This is a genomic window from Leifsonia sp. L25 (genome assembly GCF_050632895.1).
This window is the reverse complement of sequence record NZ_JBODRZ010000004.1, coordinates 199,709-215,944: the sequence shown is the minus strand read 5'-3', so window position 1 is coordinate 215,944 and position 16,236 is coordinate 199,709. Positions and strand designations below refer to the sequence as shown.

Genomic DNA, 16,236 nt, shown 5'->3' with positions numbered 1-16,236 from the left:
ACGGATGACCCTCGTCGACCTGACCGTACCCACGGTCCGCAGCAGCCGCCTCGACGGGCTCCCGGTGGCGATCATCGGCGCCGGGCCGATCGGGCTCGCGGCCGCCGCCCACCTGATCGAACGCGGCATCCCGTTCGAGATCTACGAGACCGGCGACGCGTCCGGTCACACCGTCTCCCAGTGGGCGCACATCCGCTTCTTCTCGCCCTGGAAGATGCTCGTCGACCCGGCCGCAGCCCGGCTCCTGGCTGAAACAGGGTGGGCGAGTCCCGACGAGAAGAAGCTGCCCACCGGCGGCCAATTCCTGGATGACTACCTGGCGCCGCTGGCTGCACTCGACTCGATCCGTCCGCACATCCGTTACGGCGTCACGGTCACCGATGTCAGTCGCGAGGGCATGGACCGCACCCGCAGCACCGGCCGCGACGACACCCCGTTCCTGCTCCGCATCAGCGATGCGGACGGCGTGCGGGAGGTCACGGCCCGCGCCGTCATCGACGCGTCCGGCACCTACCTGACCCCGAACAGTCTGGCCTCGTCCGGGCTGGACCCCTCGGACTGCCGTCGGTCGCCGGGCACGTCTCGCACGCTCTGCCGGATGTGATTGGGCGCGAGCGCGACCGGTTCGCCGGCAAGCGCGTCACCGTCGTGGGCGCGGGCCACTCCGCAGCGAACACCCTCCTGAACCTCGCCGCCCTCAAGCGCGAGGTGCCGGAGACGCAGATCACCTGGCTCATCCGCAACGCCAGCGCCGTCCGGGTCGCCACTTCGGATAACGACCAGCTGATCGAGCGCGCCGCCATCGGCAAGCGCGTCGACCGCCTCATCGGTACCGGCGCCATCCAGCAGCTCGACCGGTTCGAAATCCTCCGCCTCGCCGCAACCGAGAACGGCGTCAAGCTGATCGGCCAGCGAGCGGGCGAGCTCGTCGAGCACGACACCGACATCGTGGTGAACGCGACAGGCTTCCGGCCCGACCTGGACATGCTGCGCGAGATCCGGCTCGACCTGGACGAGATCGTGGAGGCTCCCGTCCGGCTGGCGCCGCTGATCGACCCCAACATCCACTCCTGCGGCACGGTCGAGCCCCACGGGTTCGCCGAGCTGGAGCAGCCGGAACCGAACTTCTTCCTCGCCGGGATGAAGTCCTACGGACGCGCCCCGACGTTCCTCCTCGCCACCGGATACGAGCAGGTCCGATCCATCACCGCCTACCTCGCCGGCGACATCGCGTCGGCACGCAACGTGCAACTCGTGCTCCCGGCCACAGGTGTCTGTTCGACCGGCGCGAGCGGGTCCTCGTGCTGCTCCTAGCGGGCTGACGCGTGGGTGGCCGCGTGCGAACGTTCCGTTAGTACAGCAATCGCTGTATCATCAGAACATGACGCATGTCGGCCCCCTCAACGGACTCCCGATCGCTTGCACACTGTCTCCCAGCACTGGCAGGGAACAAGTGAAACGCTGGCACGACTTCGATGAGCGGTACGGCATCAGTCGTGAGAACGGCGACGGCAACATCACCGTCGGCTACGTCAAGAACGACACTTCCCTTGCGGAGCTGCGCGACCTCGTGACCGCCGAACAGTCCTGTTGTGCGTTCGTCGACTGGGACATCGATGACACGCACGACGATCTCCGACTGATCGTCTCGGGGACGGCGGAGCAGCTGACCGCCTTCGCTCTCACTCACTGAGGTCGAGCGATGACGACACTCGCACCGGCCGCCACCGTCACGCACACTGCCGCTCTCGCGCGGTTCGGGCATGCACTCTCCGACCCCACCGGGTCGGCATCCTGCTCGCACTGCGGGAAGCGCCCGCCTTTCCGTCCGATCTCGCCGAAGCACTTGGGGTGTCCCGCCAGGTGATGTCGAACCAGCTCGCGTGTCTGCGCGGTTGCGGTCTGGTGGAGGCCATCCCCGAAGGTCGACGCACCTGGTACCGGCTCGCCGACGGTCATATCGCGCCCGCGCTGGACGAGCTCCTGCGGGTGACCTTGTTCGTGGAACCCGGATGCTGCGATGGGGAGGAGTGTCAGTGCGCATGACCGTGGCCGCCTCCGCCGACCGGGCTCTGGTTCTTCAGCGCCGCATTCGATGGATCGTCGCAGCAACCATCGGCTACAACCTCATCGAAGCCGTTGTGGCGATTGCTGCTGGCAGCGCTGCCTCCTCGACGGCCCTGATTGGCTTCGGCCTCGACTCGACCATCGAGGTGCTCTCGGCGGCTGCCGTCGCATGGCAGTTCACTCGCCGCGACCCCGAGCGCTGGGAGAAGCCGACCCTGCGCGTCATCGCCCTCGCGTTCTTCGCGCTCGCCGTCTACGTGACCCTCAGCTCAGTACTTTCGCTCGTTGGGCGGATCGACGTCCAGCACTCTCCGGTCGGGATCGTCCTGACCGCACTGAGCGTTGTCGTCATGCCGTTCCTCTCCTACGCCGAGCGCTGCGCCGGGCGAGAACTCGGGTCGGCGACGGCCGTGGCGGACTCCAAACAGACGCTGATCTGCACATATCTCTCCGCCGCTGTGCTGGTCGGCTTGCTCGTGAACAGCCTTCTCGGCTGGTGGTGGGCAGACCCGATCGCAGGTCTCGTCATCGCCTTCTTCGCCGCCCGTGAGGGCATCGAAGCATGGAAGGGCGATGCATGTGCGACCTCGGTCGGGATGCTGCTCGACGAGGATGACGGCGCACCGGACACGGCTGGGCGGCAAGGCGCATAGACTCACGTCTCATGAGTGTCGCCAACGTCACCGGACTGCAAAGCCTCAAGCGCATCAGCGATCCGACGCGTGCGGCTCTGCTGCGGATCATTCTCGACTCAGAGGAAGGCAGAGGCTCGGTGACCCGAATGGCCGAAGCCCTCGGCCTCACCCAGCCCACCGTCTCGCACCACCTGCGGATGCTCAAGAACGAGGGCCTGGTCGAGCGCGAACAGATCGGCCGGACCGCGTGGTACTCGATCACACCCTCCCAGCTTGACCGCGTCGCCGACCTGGTCCGAGACGGCGAGACACGCGATGACACACCCGCGCTGGAGCGCATCGTCGCCGACCTGACGGCGCGGTACCGAGGGGTGTTAGCGCCGGAGACCGTCAATTCGTATGTCCACGACAGCTACCGGATGCTCGGTGAGCGCGACGGATCGCATCCGACCCGAGCGTCGCAGACCAGCAGCTTCACGATCGATCGGCTCGATGCGCTCCTACGGGCCGACGAAACCATCCACACCGTGCCGGAGGTGCTGTTCGTCTGTGTGCAGAACGCCGGCCGCTCCCAGCTCGCCTCGGCGATCCTGCGCCAGCTCGCCGGCGACCGGGTCATCGTCCGTACAGCCGGCTCGGAGCCGGCGGAGGCGGTGCGCTCGACGATCGTCACGGTGCTGGACGAGATCGGCACCCCGCTCGGCGGCGAATTCCCCAAGCCGCTCACCGACGAAGCGGTCCGCGCGGCCGACTACGTGATCACTATGGGCTGCGGCGACGCCTGCCCCATCTACCCCGGCCGCGAGTACCTGGACTGGGACATCCCCGACCCCGTCGGGCAACCGATCGCCCGCGTCCGCGAGATCCGAAACGACATCGAGGGTCGCGTCCGCGACCTTCTCGAGCGGATCGAAAAGTGAACGATTGCCGAATTCGGCGATAGACGACTGGAAAAAGCATTGACCTACATCTATGCTTAACGAAGATCGTTGAGAACCGAGGAGAACCATGACTGACACCAAGCCCACCGTCCTGTTCGTCTGCATCCACAACGCCGGCCGCTCCCAGATGGCCGCCGGGTACATGCGCGAGCTCTCCGGAAACCGCGTCGAGGTCCTCTCCGCCGGCTCCGAGCCGAAAGACCAGATCAACCCGGTCGCCGTGCAGGTCATGGCCGAGGAGGGCATCGACATCGCGGGCGAGCAGCCGAAGATCCTCACCACTGAGGCGGTCAAGGAGTCCGACGTCGTCATCACCATGGGCTGCGGCGACACGTGCCCGATCTTCCCCGGGAAGCGCTACGAGGACTGGGAGCTCACCGACCCGGCCGGGCGTCCTGTGGACGAGGTCCGTCCGATCCGCGACGATATCAAGCAGCGCGTCCAGAACCTGCTCGCCGAGCTCCTCCCAGCGGCGGTGTGACGCTCATGACCATCGACGCGACGGGGCGCCGAGCCCAGCCGGAACTCGCCTACCCGGAACAGTATCTGCGCCGTCTCGCCGACGATCTGGCGGCCAAGTTCGAGGGATCTTCAACCGGGAGACCGTCGAACGGTACGTGCTGGAGTCGTACACGGCGCTGCTGCGCACCGCGACCGTGAAGGCGCACCTGGCGACCCGCACCATTCACTTCGCGACCGAACGCCTGACCGCGCTCGCCCAAGCCAAGGGCGCCCTGCCGGTGATCTGGCCCGAGGTGCTGTTCGTGTGCGAGCAGAACGCCGGCCGCTCCCAGATGGCCGCCGTCCTCACCGAGGCGCTCTCCGGCGGCCGCATCCACGTCCGCTCCGCCGGGTCGATGCCCGCCCATGAGCTGAACCCGGCCGTGGTCGAGGCGATGACCGAGATGGGATTGGATATGAGCCGCGAGTTCCCCAAGCCGCTGACCGACGACGTCGTTCAGGCCGCGGACGTCGTCATCACAATGGGCTGCGGCGACGCCTGCCCGATCTACCCCGGCAAGCGCTACCAGGACTGGGAACTGCAAGACCCGCAAGGCCAGTCCATCGAGCAGGTCCGCGTCATCCGCGACGAGGTGGAGCAGCACGTGCGCGAGCTGCTGACGAGTCTGGAGGTGACGCCCGCGTGAGCGTCGAAAACGTTGTCGTCATCGGCTCTGGCCCCGCCGGGTACACGGCCGCGATCTATCTGGCCCGCGCCGGCCTTGACCCGATCGTGCTGACCAGCTCGGTCGAGATCGGCGGTGCGCTGATGAACACCACCGAGGTCGAGAACTTCCCCGGCTTCATCGACGGCATCCAGGGCCCGGACCTGATGGAGAACCTGCGCCAGCAGGCCGAGCGCTTCGGCGCTCGCCTCGTCTACGATGATGCGACCGCCGTCGACCTGACCGGCGACATCAAGTCGATCTCCACCGGAAGCGGAACCGTGTATGAGGCACACGTCGTGGTCCTTGCGATGGGGTCGGCGCACCGCAAGCTCGGCATCGAGGGAGAGGATCGGCTCTCCGGGTACGGGATATCGTGGTGCGCCACCTGCGACGGCGCGTTCTTCAAGAATCAGGACATCGCGGTCGCCGGCGGCGGCGACTCGGCGCTGGAGGAGGCCATGTTCCTCACCCGGTTCGCCAACTCGGTAACCCTCATCCACCGGCGTGATGCCTTGCGCGCATCGAAGATCATGCAGGATCGGGCGCAAGAGAACCCCAAGATCACCATCCGCTGGAACACCCAGATCGCCGAAGCCCACGGTGACGACAAGCTGAACGGGCTCACGGTTCGCAACACCGTCACGGGCGAGCCGGGCACCCTGGATGCGACCGGCCTGTTCGTGGCGATCGGTCACGACCCGCGCAGCGCATTGGTCGCGGGTCAGATCGATCTGGACGCCGACGGTTACGTGAAGGTTCAGCATCCGACCACCGAGACGAACCTGCCCGGCGTGTTCGCGTGCGGCGACCTCGTCGACCGTCGGTACCGGCAGGCCATCACAGCCGCGGGCACCGGCTGCGCTGCCGCCCTAGATGCGGAGCATTATCTCGCCGCGCACGGGCTGGGCACGCACGCCCAGGCGCAGACCGCGGTCGCGAATGCGCTCGCGCACCCCTGATGGAGAACGCGAACTCTTTCGGAAGTCCGCTAATCCAGGTCAACTAAGGCTGGCAGCTCACATGGCGGCCCTGATCTTGGTGGATTCTTAGCGAACCTCCGGGTATGGTGCCGTCGCATCTGACGCCGCCTCCCCCAGTCGGTTGTCAGCGCGCTCGCCCGTGGGATACTCGCGCCTCGGTGGTCGACCGGCGCCGTTGTGACCAGCCGATCTCGAAGAAATAAGTCGGTGACGGGCGTCGGAGATCGACTGGACGGCCCCGTCGTGCGATACCGCTCAGGCAACGACGGGAGGAGCCGCCTCCGGCGGCGCTGCCTTTGACGGTTTGTGTGTCTTTCCGCCGCCCGATCGTAGCTCGTTCCCGGTGCTTCCGTGCCGGGCTTTCGCGGCATATCCTCACTCGCTGCGCTCCCTCCGGTATTCCACGGTCCCGGCACTTCGGCACCTTCCACTCGCCACTGATCTCCCCGCCGGAAAGGCAAACAAAACGATCGACCAGGGGAGTGATCAGGATGCGGGTATTCATCATCGACACGAGAAACATGGGTCCGGACCTGCAGGGCGGACTGATCGGGGTGGTTGGCTCGACGAGCCCGTCGGCGGAGGAGAAGCGGGAGTGCATCGAGACGGTTGGCCGGTACGCCGTCGATGGATGGGCGATAGCCTCCGATCCGCGCACGCCGATCGGCCGGCTGGCGGCGCTGACGGCCGAGACGGCGTGTGTGCCATTCGTAGCCTTGGAGCGCGGCGGCCCGGTCGCTGTCGGTGAGGGTTTCGCGCTGGTCGTTCTCGACCATCTGCTGCACGATCCGCTCCGCCGCCACGCCGTGAGCATCGACCAGGTAGACGGGAATGGTCGTAAGTCCTGCTTCGCGGGCGGCGAAGACTCGACGCTGTCCGGCACGGACGGTGACCTGGCCGTCGCTGTCGCGGTGGGCAAGTACGGGGTGAGGACCCCATTCTCCTTGATCGACTGCACGAACGCGGGGGTGATCGGGGCGGAGGGCGCAGCGGACGTCTGAACACTTGAGTGGGGGTGCTCAGATCGCAGGTGAAGCCGATCAGAGTGGCGACGCCAAAGCCGTCCGACTCAGCTACTGATCAATACAACGCTGTCTTGAGCAAGATCACCAGGAGACCGAAGAGAGCGCTTGTCAGTGCTGCGGCTACGCAGGCCCACCATGGTCGAGAGCGAAGCCAGAGGACGAGGTAGCCCAGTAGCGCAAGCATGACAACGGCGAACCAGAGGGCGACTGATATTCCGGCATCGACCGGCATCGCACCGAACGCCGCCAGCAGTAGCGGGATAGATGGGATGATGGCCGCCTCAAGCATCCCGCTCGATTCCTTCAGCGATTGTCCGATCGAATCACGTATCCGGTCCCTGATGTGGTCAGCGTGGCCGTGGGACCCGAGTGCAGTCGAATAGACGTGGGCCACCCAGAAAACGATTACGGTGACGACGGCGAAAATGAGCACCTGCCACGCTGAACTTGACTTCTTGAGCCCAATCGACGTAGCAGCAACGACGCTCGCGTAGACGATCGTCCCGTAAATAGCTGCCGGGGTGCCGATGTGCCGCCACAACGTGCGGCGTGCATCGTCTGTCGGGGCACTCCCCGGTTGGCTCAGTGAGCCACGATCGGTCATGGGTCACATCATGTGTTCGCGCTTCCGGTGTGGCAAGAGCAGAGTTCGCGTCGACCCGGACTGCTGAAGTGAGGGCTGCGCAGGATCTCTCACAGTTCGAGTGGATACGCTGAGTCCAACAGGGGAGGTCGGATGAGTGGAGCGCTGCACAGCGTGCGTGTCGTGCCCGTCTTCTTTCTCGTTCTCGTCGCTGCGGTGCTCGCCGGCATCGGGTTCGGACACTGTTCCGATGCTGCACACGTGAACCTGAGCGCTTCGTGGTCACAGCAGGTGGGCGTAGGCGACACGAATCCCGATAACAGCGGTGCCGAATTCTGTGCGGCACTGTGCGCCACGGCCGGTGCTGCCACCCCGGTTCACGATTCGACGGTCGCGGTTGAGACACTTCTCGAGACCGCGCACCCGGCGCCACCTGCGGTCGCCATTCCACAACACGAGTCGCCGACGGCGCCGTCACGGTTGGGCCTGCTGGGCATACTTCGAATCTGATCACCTTCCGTTCCGCGATTCTGCAGGCGCACGCCCACGTTCGGCGAGCCGCGTACTCGATGGTTTGTGAAGGTGAAGATGGACGATTATTGGACTAATGCTCTGTGGTCTCTGACGCCAACGGTGCTGGTGGGACTCATTTTCTGGTTCGCGCTGCGCGCGATTCTCCGCGCCGATCAGCGCGAACGTGCCGCCCACGCACATGAGGACAAGTGGGAGCGCTCCCAGCGCGGGTCGACGGCCGGTTCCGAGCTGGCTGGTAAGCAGGATCCGTCGTGACCGGCGCAACGTCGACGAGATCAGGCTCGACGCGGAGTGCGCTATTCGCGCTTGCCTCTCTTATCATCGCGGCCGTGGTCGCTGCGCTGGCACTGGCGATGCTGACGGTCCGGCCGGACGGGTCGATCTTCAACCCGGGGCCGCTTGTGACATACGGCTTGCCGGCTATGAAAGTTGTCGTCGATCTAGCGGCCGCGGCCACGATTGGCGCGCTGGTAGTTGCAGCCGTCTGCGTGCCCGTCGGGTTGAGGGCATGGGACAGGCTCCTGGATGCGGCACCCTGGTGTTCTGCCGCTTGGCTGGTCGCAAGCTGTGTTGCAGCAGTCATGACGTCGATCAGCTCTGACAGGGCCGGTTGAGGCGAACATGCTCGGTTCCAGCCTTGCGCAGTTCTTCACGCAGATTGCGGTCGGCCAGGGTTGGCTAGCTACGATCCTGATGACCGCGACGATCAGTGTCCTGACGTTCGCGGCCCGTGGGCAGACAGGTGTGGCCGCAGCTCTCGTCTTGGCATTGGTTGCGCTTGTTCCACTGGCGCTTCAGGGCCATGCCGCTGGCGCTGGGAACCACGTGGCCGCGACGGTCGCGCTCTGGCTGCATGTCGCGGGAGCGGCGGTGTGGGTTGGTGGTTTGGCCGCGGTGACCTACGCTGCGGCTTTCGACGAGCGCGCGTTCGTGCCGTTGGTGCGTCGCTTCTCGGCGATTGCGTTTGCGGGATTGTGCGCCGTGACCATCTCCGGGATGGCGGGCGCACTCGTCCGTTTGTCGCATCCGGTACAGCTCCTCACGACGGATTACGGTCGGCTGCTGTCTTTGAAGATCGTCGCTCTCCTACTGCTGGTCGGGTTCGGGTGGGCACAGCGTACGTGGGTGATTCGCCGCTTCGGTTCCACGGACATGCCCGCGCTGCGGCGCCGGCTCGTATTCGGATCACTCGTGCTCTGGGAGTTGCTGGTCTTGGGCGTGGCGATGGGAGCAGGAGCAACGTTGTCTCGGACGGAGACCCCTGGTGGTCAGATCCTGTTGGCGACGAAGGCTGAGCAGCTCACGGGTGACCGGATACCACCGGCGCCGGGAATCGCACGGCTCGTTGACACGTGGGTGTTCGACGCCGCGGCTGTCCTCGTCGTGCTGCTCGGCCTCGGCTCTTACCTCTACGGTGTGTTCGCGGCACAGCGAAACGGCGGATGGCCGCGGTCGCGTACGCTCGCCGGGGTCGGCGCCGCCGTTGTCATCGTGTTCGCGTTCTGTTCGCTCCCGGGGCGTATGCAACGTTCTCGTTCACGGCGTACACGGCATTGCTTGTGTTAGGCGGAGTTCTCGCTGCGGTTCTTGTCGTCGCAGCGCAACCGATTCGGTTGCTTGAGACCGTAGTACGGCTCCGAGGGGACGGTAGCCTCGGCGCGCGCGAGTGGACGAGGTGGGTGCTCGGGAGCCGAGCGATCGAATTGCCCCTGGAGGGCGCCGTGGATGTCGGCGGGTGCTCTGGTCGTGTTCCTCGGTACCGTGCTTCTCTCGCCGTGGCTGGGTTGGGCGGTGCAGGATCCTGTGGGTCGAGCGTTCACGACCTTGGTTGTGTTCGGGGTGACGACACTGTTCGCTGCGTCGTTGCTCGGTAAGGCCGACGCTGGACAGCGACTAGTGGTGCAGGTGGTGGGGATCGCGATGATGGTGGTTCTGGCAGCGGGCCTGCTCGCGGTCGTCGTTGCTTTCGTCCCCGGCGGCGTTCTCCCCGCCTGGTATGGGGTGACGTTGCCCGCGCTGGGTGTGACGCCTGCGGTTGATCAACTGATCGGGGCCGTGCTGCTGTGGGCGATCACTGCGGTCGCCGTATTCGTGCTCCTGTTGGTGTTGGGCCAGCGGGTTGTCGAATCTCGATCAGAGGATCCGGGTCCGGGGACGGTCTGAGATGGATGGGCCTGCGTACTTGCCCGACCAGGCGCCGCGCTTGGCGGCCTTCCTGGTGTGGTCCCCACAACCGATTCCTCTGCTCCCGATCGTGGGCGTCGTACTCGCTCTCGCGTATCTATGCGGTGTGTGGCGGTTGCTCCGGCTGCGGCTCGCGTGGCCGTGGTGGCGCACCACGCTCTTCCTGACTGGTTGCGGCGTGTTGGTTGCATTGACGGGGACGGGACTCGAGGGTTACGGCTACCGCATGTTCTCGGTGTTCATGTTTCAGCAGCTCACGTTGATGATGGCGATCCCGCCGCTGCTGATCCTGGGAGCGCCGGGCAAGCTTCTTTTGAAGGCGGCACCTAGCGAGGGGGCAGTGGCGATTCATTCGGCGGTTTTGCCCTCGTCGGGCTGTGCTCCCGTTTTGCGCGCTTGTTGCTGCATCCGGGCTTCATGGTCCCGCTGTTCCTGATGGTGTTCTACGGCCTCTATTTCAGCGGCTTGGCATCAACACTGCTCGGATCGGTGCTCGGGCACCTTTCACTCGAGGTGGTGTTCTTGGCCGCTGGCATCCTCTTCACAATTCCGCTTATCTCTCCAGACCCATTGCCGCGACGTCAGTCGCACCTCGGACGCCTGCTGGACATGTTCATCGAGATGCCACTTCACGCGTTCTTCGGGGTGATTGCCATGATGGCGACTATCCCGCTCGTGAGCTTCTTCGCGGAGTCGCCGGCGGCCTGGAACATCGATGCGGTTGCTGATCAGCGCATCGCGGGCGCGTTGGCGTGGTCGTATGGCGAACTGCCGTCGCTGATCATCGTTCTGATCCTGCTCTTCGCGTGGGCTTCCGACGATACGCGCTAAGCCGAGGCGGCAGACCGCCGGAAAGATGTGGAGGGCGACGCGGGAGCTCGACGCCTACAACGCATGGCTGGCGAGGTTGAATCGCCGCTGACCGAGCTACGGCTTGGTCGTGCGGCGACGGTTGAGCTCCGTGGCGAGCCACAGGCCGCCGCCGGCGAGCAGCAGCACAACGATGATGATCACGACGACGAATGCGATCGGTGCGCCAGATGACGTGTTAGCTGCAGTCGGGGTGCTTGTGGGCGAGGCGACTGCGGAAGTGGTCGGCGCTGCCGAAGGGGTGGGAGTCGACGTCGCGGTGGGAGAGGCCGGAATGGGACCGGCGTAGCTGAAGGTGTAGCTCCCGTCAATGGGGTGCCCGTCGGCAGAGACCGTGCGCCACGAGACGGTGTAATCGCCCTGCTCGGTCATCAGGACAGTCCGCGACAGGGTCCGGTCCTGGATGCGGAGTTCGCCGGTGGTGGCCTCGCGGCCGGTCGGCCCGACTGCCTGAATGACGATGCCCCCTTGTAGGCCGCTCAGTGGCGCCTCGTTGAAGGTCAGCACGATCTGATCCAACTTCTCGGTGACAGTCTGCCCTTGGGCGGGATTGGATTCTGCGAGGGCGTCGTGCGCTTCCGCAGGCGGCGCGGTGAGGCAGTTAGCGACGAAGGCGAGTGCGACCACGGCCAAAAGAGCAAGGATCCTCCACAGGGAACGGCTGGGGTCGGCGGAGGAGCTGGGGGCAGTCATCAATGGTCCCTGGGTTATTCGTGTGCGGAATGCTCGTGGCGGCTGTGCTGTGGCGGCTCGAACTGGAAGGTGGAATGTTCGATGCTGACGTCGAAGTGGCTTGCAACGCAGTCCTGAAGCTTGTCCAGGAGCTCGGGCAGGCGCCCATTCTCGAAGGTATCGGCTTCCACGATGACGTGCGCTGTCAGGACCGGCAATCCGGTCGCGATCTGGGTGGCGTGCAGGTCGTGGATGTCGACCACTTCCGGCAGCTCCAAGACGTGGTTGCGGACCGCGTCCAGGTCCAGCCCGGGAGGTGTGGACTCCAGCAACACGCTCGTGGTTTCCCGGAGCAGTTTCAAACGCCTCGCGGGAGGATGAGCACGCCGATGAACATTCCGGCCAGCGCGTCCGCGGCGCCCCATCCGGTCAGGCCGATCAGGATTGCAGCGACGATGACGGCCACCGAGCCAAGCGCGTCGTTCATCACCTCGAGGAAGGCGGCGCGGAGGTTGAAGTTCTCGCTTCGGCTGGAGGCCAGGACGGTCAGAGACGCCACGTTGCCCAGAAGGCCGATGATGCCGAAGATCAACAGTTCGGTGGAGGGGATCTCCGGCGGCTCGAACAGCCGGCGGACGCCTTCGATCAACACGAACACGCCAACGGCGAGGAGGACTGCTGCCTGCGCGGTCGCGGCGAGCACCTCAGCGCGTCGGTATCCCCAGGTGCGCTTGTTCGTGGCCGGCTTGGTGCTCAGATATGAGGCCACGAGGGCCATCGCCAGTCCCGCCGTGTCAGTGAGCATGTGCCCCGCGTCGACGAGCAGCGCCAGGGAGCCGGTGAGGATCGTGCCGATGACCTCAGCGATCAGGATGACGAAGGTGATGCCGAACGCGATCGACAGGCGAACGCGATGGCGTTTGGCCGCTTCGCCGAAGAGCTCCATTGTGCTGCCGTGGTCGTGGCCGTCCATCCGACCTCCTTTCCTCACGCCCCACCTTACGTCAATACATGTGCATATGTAAACTAGGTTAATGTAGTTGAGAACCGTAATCAGAACCGTTCTCGGTACGATGGAGAGTCGAGGAGCGAGTCGTGGACGAACTGACGTTGAACATCGAGAGCGCCGGCGAGCTGGCGGAGGTCTTCCAAGGCCTGGCGTCGCCGACGCGATTGCGCGTGCTTGCTCGGCTTCGGCGGAGCCCATCAAGTGTGACGGCGCTGGCGGAGGAGCTCGAAATCGGACAGGCGACGCTGTCGAACCACTTGCGCATCCTCCGTCAGGCGAAGCTCGTGATCGGCGACCGAGACGGACGCTCGATCACCTACCGGCTGTTCGATGACCACGTCGTCGAGTTCTTCGACCAGGCGTTGTTGCACCTTGGTCAGCGCTCAGCCGGGCGGCGATTAGTCGCCGAAGAGATCCCCAGCCAGCCTCCGCGGCGCTTGTTGCTGTAGCCGTTATGGCCGGAGTTACCGTTTCCGGAGTTTCCGTGTCCGCTTTTGCCGTGATGTCCGGATCGGTTCGAGTCGGACCATCCTTGCGGGTCGGTCGGGTTAGCGTAACCCGCTGATGGATTCTGGCTCGCTGAGCGTTCGATGATTTTGTCGAGCTCCCCGCGATCCAGCCAAACGCCACGGCATGTTGGGCAGTAGTCGATCTCGATTCCGGAGCGATCGGAGAGCAGCAGCGTCTCGCCGTCAACGGGACATTTCATGGTTCGTACCCTTCTGGTTGGTATGGTTGCCGGAGCGTAGGGACCTCGTCTGAGAGTCGGCTGACCGCCGCTACCACTCAGATGCGCCCATCAGGCGCCGTTTGCTACGCTTCCCATCAAAGCTGGCCGTTATCGAACTGTGACCGTGGAGGTGACGTGGGCGCGCTGAATCGCGGAGGAATCCGACGCTGGGTCGTCCTCGCCGTTGCATCGCTCACCGTCGTGTTCGCGTTGTTGCTGGCGCACATGTTCGAGGCGGCACATCCGGCTGACGAAGGTGCCGGGCCCGCGGCGTCTGCAATCGTGGACGACGCCGTTTCATCTGTGGGAGACGCCGCAGCTGCCTCGGTCATTTCGTCGGAGAACGGCATCCCTCACGACCAGATGCTTGTATTGGGGTGCGTCCTCGGGCTGGCTGCGGCCGCCCTGGCTCTCGCTTTGTTCGTGAGTTTGCTGCGCCGCGACTACCGCCTGACTCTCTCGCTCGTCGTGCGACGCCTGGGTGCGACATTGACGCTTGAGCGACCCCTTGCGCCTTCTCTGGAATCTCTGGCCATAAGCCGGACCTGAGGACCTCGCGCGCACCCTCGTCGGTGCCCCGTCGTCCTTGTCCGCGCCCGCAATGGGCCGAGTCCGGAAACCCCCGAATGACCTTTTCCCGCCGCGCGCAGCCGGTTCGTCGCGCAACCTTCACTCCAACCCCCATCGAACCCCGGTCTCGCCGCGAAGCCCTCGCGGCCGAACGGAGCCTCCCGAATCCGCGCCAGCGCCGCCGTCCCCGTAGCGGTGGCCAACGTGCCCGCCGCTCCCTGCTGCTGCCCCTTGTAGGAGCCCTATTCGCAATGTCCTTGAGTGTGGCGACGTCCGTCCCCGCCGAGGCCGTACAGCCGGACGGCGCACTCGAAACGATGGCCGACACTATCGTCACCGGCGTACCACAAGCAATCGGAGAGACCGGCGGCGCGCCTGTCCCGGTCAACCGTGACACGCTCGCAGCGACGTCCGAGGCCGAACTCACGGCCGCGGCGCGAACCGACCCGGCCGGGACCCTGGTTGGCAACACGCTTGGGCCCATCCAATGGCCGTTCCCCGGTGACGTCCCGATCAGCGATGGGTATGGGTCGCGCTCTGCGCCCTGCTCCGGATGCTCCAGCAACCACAAGGGCTTGGACATGACCCCGGCGGTGGCACCAAGATCGGCGCGATCGCCGACGGCGTCGTCCGCTCGGCGGAGGAGTCCGATGTCGGGTTCGGCGTCAACGTGATCATCGACCACCGGGTCAATGGTGAACGATTCGCGAGCCTTTACGCGCACATGCAATTCGGGTCGCTCCAGGTCCGCGCCGGAGACCGCGTTGTCGCCGGCCAGATCATCGGACGGGTCGGCACTACGGGTGCCAGCACCGGCAATCACCTCCATCTGGAGATTTGGGCGAACGGGGAAACACCGATCGACCCGTACTCCTGGCTCCGGAGCTCGAGCGAGATGAGCCCGGCCATGTCGAAACAGCCACGTCAGCAGCCTCAACCCACCCGCCGCCTCTCCATCCGGTTCTGGGCCAACACCATCATCATCGCGCTCGCGTTCATCGTCGTGATCGTCATCGTGCTCGTCGGTCGTGCCCAATCGGCGTCGCAACAGGCCGCCGCGCCCAGCCGTCACCCGAGCGGACAGCCGGATCCTGCAGAAAGCGACCACGGACAAGGTGACGGTGGTCGAATTCCTCGACTTCGAATGCGAAGCATGCGGGGCCGCCTACCCGGTGGTCGAGCAGTTGCGCGAGCAGTACAAGGGTCGGGTCACATTCATCGCACGCTACTTCCCCATCCCTAGTCACAAGAACGCCATGAACGCCGCGATGGCCGCCGAGGCAGCCGGCCGCCAAGGCAAGTTCACCGAGATGTACTCCAAGCTCTTCCAGACACAAACGCAGTGGGCTGAACGACAAGATGACCCAGTCGCCTGCGCTGCGATCGCTGGCCGCGTCGATTGGCCTGGACATGACCCAGTACGACAAAGACATCGCCGACCCGACGCTCCGGATCCGGGTGACCAAGGACCAGGCCGACGGCGTCCAGCTGGGGGTGGCGGGCACGCCAACGTTCTTCCTGAACGGTGAGAAGCTCACACTGACCTCCAAAGAGCAGTTCGCCAGCGAACTGGAGAAGGCGTGGCGGCGATGAGGTTGGGGAATCGCCGCATTCGTCGCCAGATGCTGCGGTTATGGAAGACGCCAAAAGCTCACGAGACCATCCCACCGGCTGTCTATCGGGAGCTGATAGAGGCCGCAACCGCGACTTCCGCTCAACTTCAGGTCTTCCGCCGCAGACCCACCGCCTCTGCAGCGGAGCTCGAAGGACTAAGCGACGACATCGACACGCTCATCCGGATCATCAAGCGTCATCGACCAACCCATTGAATCGAGACAAGCCATCGTCCACTCCCACCCGGCCAGTCCTCGTCGCCGCGACAGCGGTCGCGCTGACGGCACCGCTCTTCCTCTCCGGCTGCTCGATCGGGGACACAGTATCCAAACAGGCCCAGAACGCTGCCTGCTCCTTGGTCACGCCGATCACCGACAAGGTAGCCGCCGACATCGATGCCGCCCTGAAGTCGGCGGTACTCGACCCTGCTGCTGCCATCGATCAGCTGAAAGCCGCCCGCACGATTCTGGGACCGATCGCTGACCAAATCCCCGTGGGCGAGCAGAAGACCGCTGTTCAGAACGTGGTCGACACGATCGACCAACCTCATTCCCGTGCTGAAGGCCGAGTCCATCGGGTCGACAACGGGCACCAGCTCCGACGTCCTCACCAAGAAGCTCTCCGAACAGATGAAGGCGCTGACCACCCTATGT

General features: G+C 65.2%; 21 protein-coding genes and 5 pseudogenes. 21 read left to right on the top strand and 5 right to left on the bottom strand.

The genetic code is table 11. The annotated features are described in order from the left end of the window. Positions 1-4: 4 nt before the first annotated feature. The 9 genes and pseudogenes from ACRAWC_RS21665 to trxB all read left to right on the top strand — a co-directional run bounded on the left by ACRAWC_RS21665 (position 5) and on the right by trxB (position 5,771). A complete protein-coding gene (locus ACRAWC_RS21665; protein ID WP_431219315.1) occupies positions 5-604 on the top strand; it encodes an NAD(P)-binding domain-containing protein in 600 nt (199 codons plus the stop codon). Continuing rightward, entirely contained in the window at positions 601-1,314 is a 714-nt protein-coding gene (locus ACRAWC_RS21660) for an NAD(P)-binding domain-containing protein (RefSeq protein ID WP_431219314.1), read from the top strand. The genes ACRAWC_RS21665 and ACRAWC_RS21660 overlap by 4 nt, the downstream gene beginning before the upstream one ends. Positions 1,315-1,381: 67 nt before the next feature. Then, a complete protein-coding gene (locus tag ACRAWC_RS21655; RefSeq protein WP_185275392.1) occupies positions 1,382-1,693 on the top strand; it encodes a hypothetical protein in 312 nt (103 codons plus the stop codon). Between the two features lie 9 nt (positions 1,694-1,702). Continuing rightward, a pseudogene (locus ACRAWC_RS21650) lies at positions 1,703-2,046 on the top strand (ArsR/SmtB family transcription factor). Then, a complete protein-coding gene (locus tag ACRAWC_RS21645) occupies positions 2,043-2,720 on the top strand; it encodes a cation transporter (RefSeq protein WP_175337873.1) in 678 nt (225 codons plus the stop codon). Before ACRAWC_RS21650 ends, ACRAWC_RS21645 begins: the two are co-directional and overlap by 4 nt. An 11-nt stretch (positions 2,721-2,731) precedes the next feature. Further along, the gene (locus tag ACRAWC_RS21640) at positions 2,732-3,622 is read left to right on the top strand and encodes a metalloregulator ArsR/SmtB family transcription factor (protein WP_175337872.1); all 891 of its coding nucleotides are present in this window, start codon (positions 2,732-2,734) and stop codon (positions 3,620-3,622) included. Positions 3,623-3,710: 88 nt separating this feature from the next. Further along, a complete protein-coding gene (locus ACRAWC_RS21635; protein WP_175337871.1) occupies positions 3,711-4,124 on the top strand; it encodes an arsenate reductase ArsC in 414 nt (137 codons plus the stop codon). Between the two features lie 136 nt (positions 4,125-4,260). Continuing rightward, a complete protein-coding gene (locus tag ACRAWC_RS21630) occupies positions 4,261-4,791 on the top strand; it encodes an arsenate reductase ArsC (RefSeq protein WP_431349619.1) in 531 nt (176 codons plus the stop codon). After that, positions 4,788-5,771: a thioredoxin-disulfide reductase gene (gene trxB, locus ACRAWC_RS21625; protein WP_175337870.1), complete on the top strand. Its 984-nt coding sequence runs from the start codon at positions 4,788-4,790 to the stop codon at positions 5,769-5,771. The genes ACRAWC_RS21630 and trxB overlap by 4 nt, the downstream gene beginning before the upstream one ends. A gap of 29 nt (positions 5,772-5,800) precedes the next feature. Here the strand turns inward: trxB and ACRAWC_RS21620 are convergent. Together ACRAWC_RS21620 and ACRAWC_RS21615 are read right to left on the bottom strand one after the other, a co-directional pair. Then, a pseudogene (locus ACRAWC_RS21620) lies at positions 5,801-6,661 on the bottom strand (hypothetical protein); the annotation flags it as partial. Positions 6,662-6,872: 211 nt separating this feature from the next. Beyond that, positions 6,873-7,421 carry a hypothetical protein gene (locus ACRAWC_RS21615; protein WP_175339297.1) on the bottom strand — a complete coding sequence of 183 codons (549 nt, stop codon included), beginning with the start codon at positions 7,419-7,421 and terminating at the stop codon, positions 6,873-6,875. 132 nt (positions 7,422-7,553) lie between these two features. On the opposite strand from ACRAWC_RS21615, the gene ACRAWC_RS21610 reads away from it, so the two are divergent. From ACRAWC_RS21610 to ACRAWC_RS21580, 7 genes are all read left to right on the top strand, one after another. Continuing rightward, positions 7,554-7,910: a hypothetical protein gene (locus ACRAWC_RS21610; protein WP_175339296.1), complete on the top strand. Its 357-nt coding sequence runs from the start codon at positions 7,554-7,556 to the stop codon at positions 7,908-7,910. A gap of 66 nt (positions 7,911-7,976) precedes the next feature. Next, complete coding sequence (locus ACRAWC_RS21605) at positions 7,977-8,189, top strand: hypothetical protein (RefSeq protein ID WP_431349618.1); 213 nt, start codon at positions 7,977-7,979, stop codon at positions 8,187-8,189. Then, a complete protein-coding gene (locus tag ACRAWC_RS21600; protein ID WP_431349617.1) occupies positions 8,186-8,548 on the top strand; it encodes a hypothetical protein in 363 nt (120 codons plus the stop codon). Before ACRAWC_RS21605 ends, ACRAWC_RS21600 begins: the two co-directional genes overlap by 4 nt. A gap of 7 nt (positions 8,549-8,555) precedes the next feature. Then, on the top strand, positions 8,556-9,500 hold the full coding sequence (locus ACRAWC_RS21595; protein ID WP_431349616.1) for a copper resistance D family protein: 945 nt from the start codon (positions 8,556-8,558) through the stop codon (positions 9,498-9,500). Between the two features lie 159 nt (positions 9,501-9,659). After that, positions 9,660-10,097 (top strand): cytochrome c oxidase assembly protein, encoded by a 438-nt coding sequence (locus tag ACRAWC_RS21590; RefSeq protein ID WP_431349615.1) that lies wholly within the window; start codon positions 9,660-9,662, stop codon positions 10,095-10,097. 91 nt (positions 10,098-10,188) lie between these two features. Next, a complete protein-coding gene (locus ACRAWC_RS21585; RefSeq protein ID WP_431349614.1) occupies positions 10,189-10,554 on the top strand; it encodes a cytochrome c oxidase assembly protein in 366 nt (121 codons plus the stop codon). Continuing rightward, positions 10,536-10,949, top strand: coding sequence for a cytochrome c oxidase assembly protein (locus ACRAWC_RS21580; protein ID WP_431349613.1), 414 nt, complete (start codon positions 10,536-10,538; stop codon positions 10,947-10,949). Before ACRAWC_RS21585 ends, ACRAWC_RS21580 begins: the two co-directional genes overlap by 19 nt. Before the next feature lie 96 nt (positions 10,950-11,045). Here the strand turns inward: ACRAWC_RS21580 and ACRAWC_RS21575 are convergent, their stop codons facing one another. Continuing rightward, positions 11,046-11,615 (bottom strand): copper resistance CopC family protein, encoded by a 570-nt coding sequence (locus ACRAWC_RS21575; RefSeq protein WP_185275390.1) that lies wholly within the window; start codon positions 11,613-11,615, stop codon positions 11,046-11,048. An 80-nt stretch (positions 11,616-11,695) separates the two neighbouring features. Next, positions 11,696-12,633 (bottom strand): annotated as a pseudogene (locus ACRAWC_RS21570) (cation diffusion facilitator family transporter). Between the two features lie 122 nt (positions 12,634-12,755). Between ACRAWC_RS21570 and ACRAWC_RS21565 the strand changes: the two are divergent. Beyond that, positions 12,756-13,118 (top strand): ArsR/SmtB family transcription factor, encoded by a 363-nt coding sequence (locus ACRAWC_RS21565; protein WP_431349612.1) that lies wholly within the window; start codon positions 12,756-12,758, stop codon positions 13,116-13,118. Here ACRAWC_RS21565 and ACRAWC_RS21560 read toward each other — a convergent pair. Continuing rightward, positions 13,046-13,378 carry a zf-TFIIB domain-containing protein gene (locus ACRAWC_RS21560; protein WP_431349611.1) on the bottom strand — a complete coding sequence of 111 codons (333 nt, stop codon included), beginning with the start codon at positions 13,376-13,378 and terminating at the stop codon, positions 13,046-13,048. The two genes, ACRAWC_RS21565 and ACRAWC_RS21560, sit on opposite strands and share 73 nt — an antisense overlap. Positions 13,379-13,534: 156 nt before the next feature. Here ACRAWC_RS21560 and ACRAWC_RS21555 point away from each other — a divergent pair, with 156 nt between their 5' ends. From ACRAWC_RS21555 to ACRAWC_RS21540, 4 genes and pseudogenes are all read left to right on the top strand, one after another. Then, the gene (locus ACRAWC_RS21555) at positions 13,535-13,948 is read left to right on the top strand and encodes a hypothetical protein (protein ID WP_175339290.1); all 414 of its coding nucleotides are present in this window, start codon (positions 13,535-13,537) and stop codon (positions 13,946-13,948) included. Between the two features lie 574 nt (positions 13,949-14,522). After that, a pseudogene (locus ACRAWC_RS21550) lies at positions 14,523-14,825 on the top strand (M23 family metallopeptidase); the annotation flags it as partial. Between the two features lie 172 nt (positions 14,826-14,997). After that, positions 14,998-15,273 (top strand): annotated as a pseudogene (locus ACRAWC_RS21545) (DsbA family protein); the annotation flags it as partial. A gap of 55 nt (positions 15,274-15,328) precedes the next feature. Continuing rightward, on the top strand, positions 15,329-15,562 hold the full coding sequence (locus tag ACRAWC_RS21540; protein WP_431349610.1) for a DsbA family protein: 234 nt from the start codon (positions 15,329-15,331) through the stop codon (positions 15,560-15,562). Positions 15,563-16,236: the final 674 nt, after the last annotated feature.

Excerpts from the sequence above, each read along its gene's own strand:
- ACRAWC_RS21610 (WP_175339296.1), top strand. The coding sequence starts at position 7,554 with ATGAGTGGAGCGCTGCACAGCGTGCGTGTCGTGCCCGTCTTCTTTCTC.
- ACRAWC_RS21540 (WP_431349610.1), top strand. The coding sequence starts at position 15,329 with ATGACCCAGTCGCCTGCGCTGCGATCGCTGGCCGCGTCGATTGGCCTG.
- ACRAWC_RS21595 (WP_431349616.1), top strand. The coding sequence starts at position 8,556 with ATGCTCGGTTCCAGCCTTGCGCAGTTCTTCACGCAGATTGCGGTCGGC.
- ACRAWC_RS21665 (WP_431219315.1), top strand. The coding sequence starts at position 5 with ATGACCCTCGTCGACCTGACCGTACCCACGGTCCGCAGCAGCCGCCTC.
- ACRAWC_RS21645 (WP_175337873.1), top strand. The coding sequence starts at position 2,043 with ATGACCGTGGCCGCCTCCGCCGACCGGGCTCTGGTTCTTCAGCGCCGC.
- ACRAWC_RS21635 (WP_175337871.1), top strand. The coding sequence starts at position 3,711 with ATGACTGACACCAAGCCCACCGTCCTGTTCGTCTGCATCCACAACGCC.
- ACRAWC_RS21655 (WP_185275392.1), top strand. The coding sequence starts at position 1,382 with ATGACGCATGTCGGCCCCCTCAACGGACTCCCGATCGCTTGCACACTG.
- ACRAWC_RS21615 (WP_175339297.1), bottom strand. The coding sequence starts at position 7,421 with ATGACCGATCGTGGCTCACTGAGCCAACCGGGGAGTGCCCCGACAGAC.
- ACRAWC_RS21580 (WP_431349613.1), top strand. The coding sequence starts at position 10,536 with ATGGTCCCGCTGTTCCTGATGGTGTTCTACGGCCTCTATTTCAGCGGC.
- ACRAWC_RS21560 (WP_431349611.1), bottom strand. The coding sequence starts at position 13,378 with ATGAAATGTCCCGTTGACGGCGAGACGCTGCTGCTCTCCGATCGCTCC.
- ACRAWC_RS21640 (WP_175337872.1), top strand. The coding sequence starts at position 2,732 with ATGAGTGTCGCCAACGTCACCGGACTGCAAAGCCTCAAGCGCATCAGC.
- ACRAWC_RS21590 (WP_431349615.1), top strand. The coding sequence starts at position 9,660 with ATGTCGGCGGGTGCTCTGGTCGTGTTCCTCGGTACCGTGCTTCTCTCG.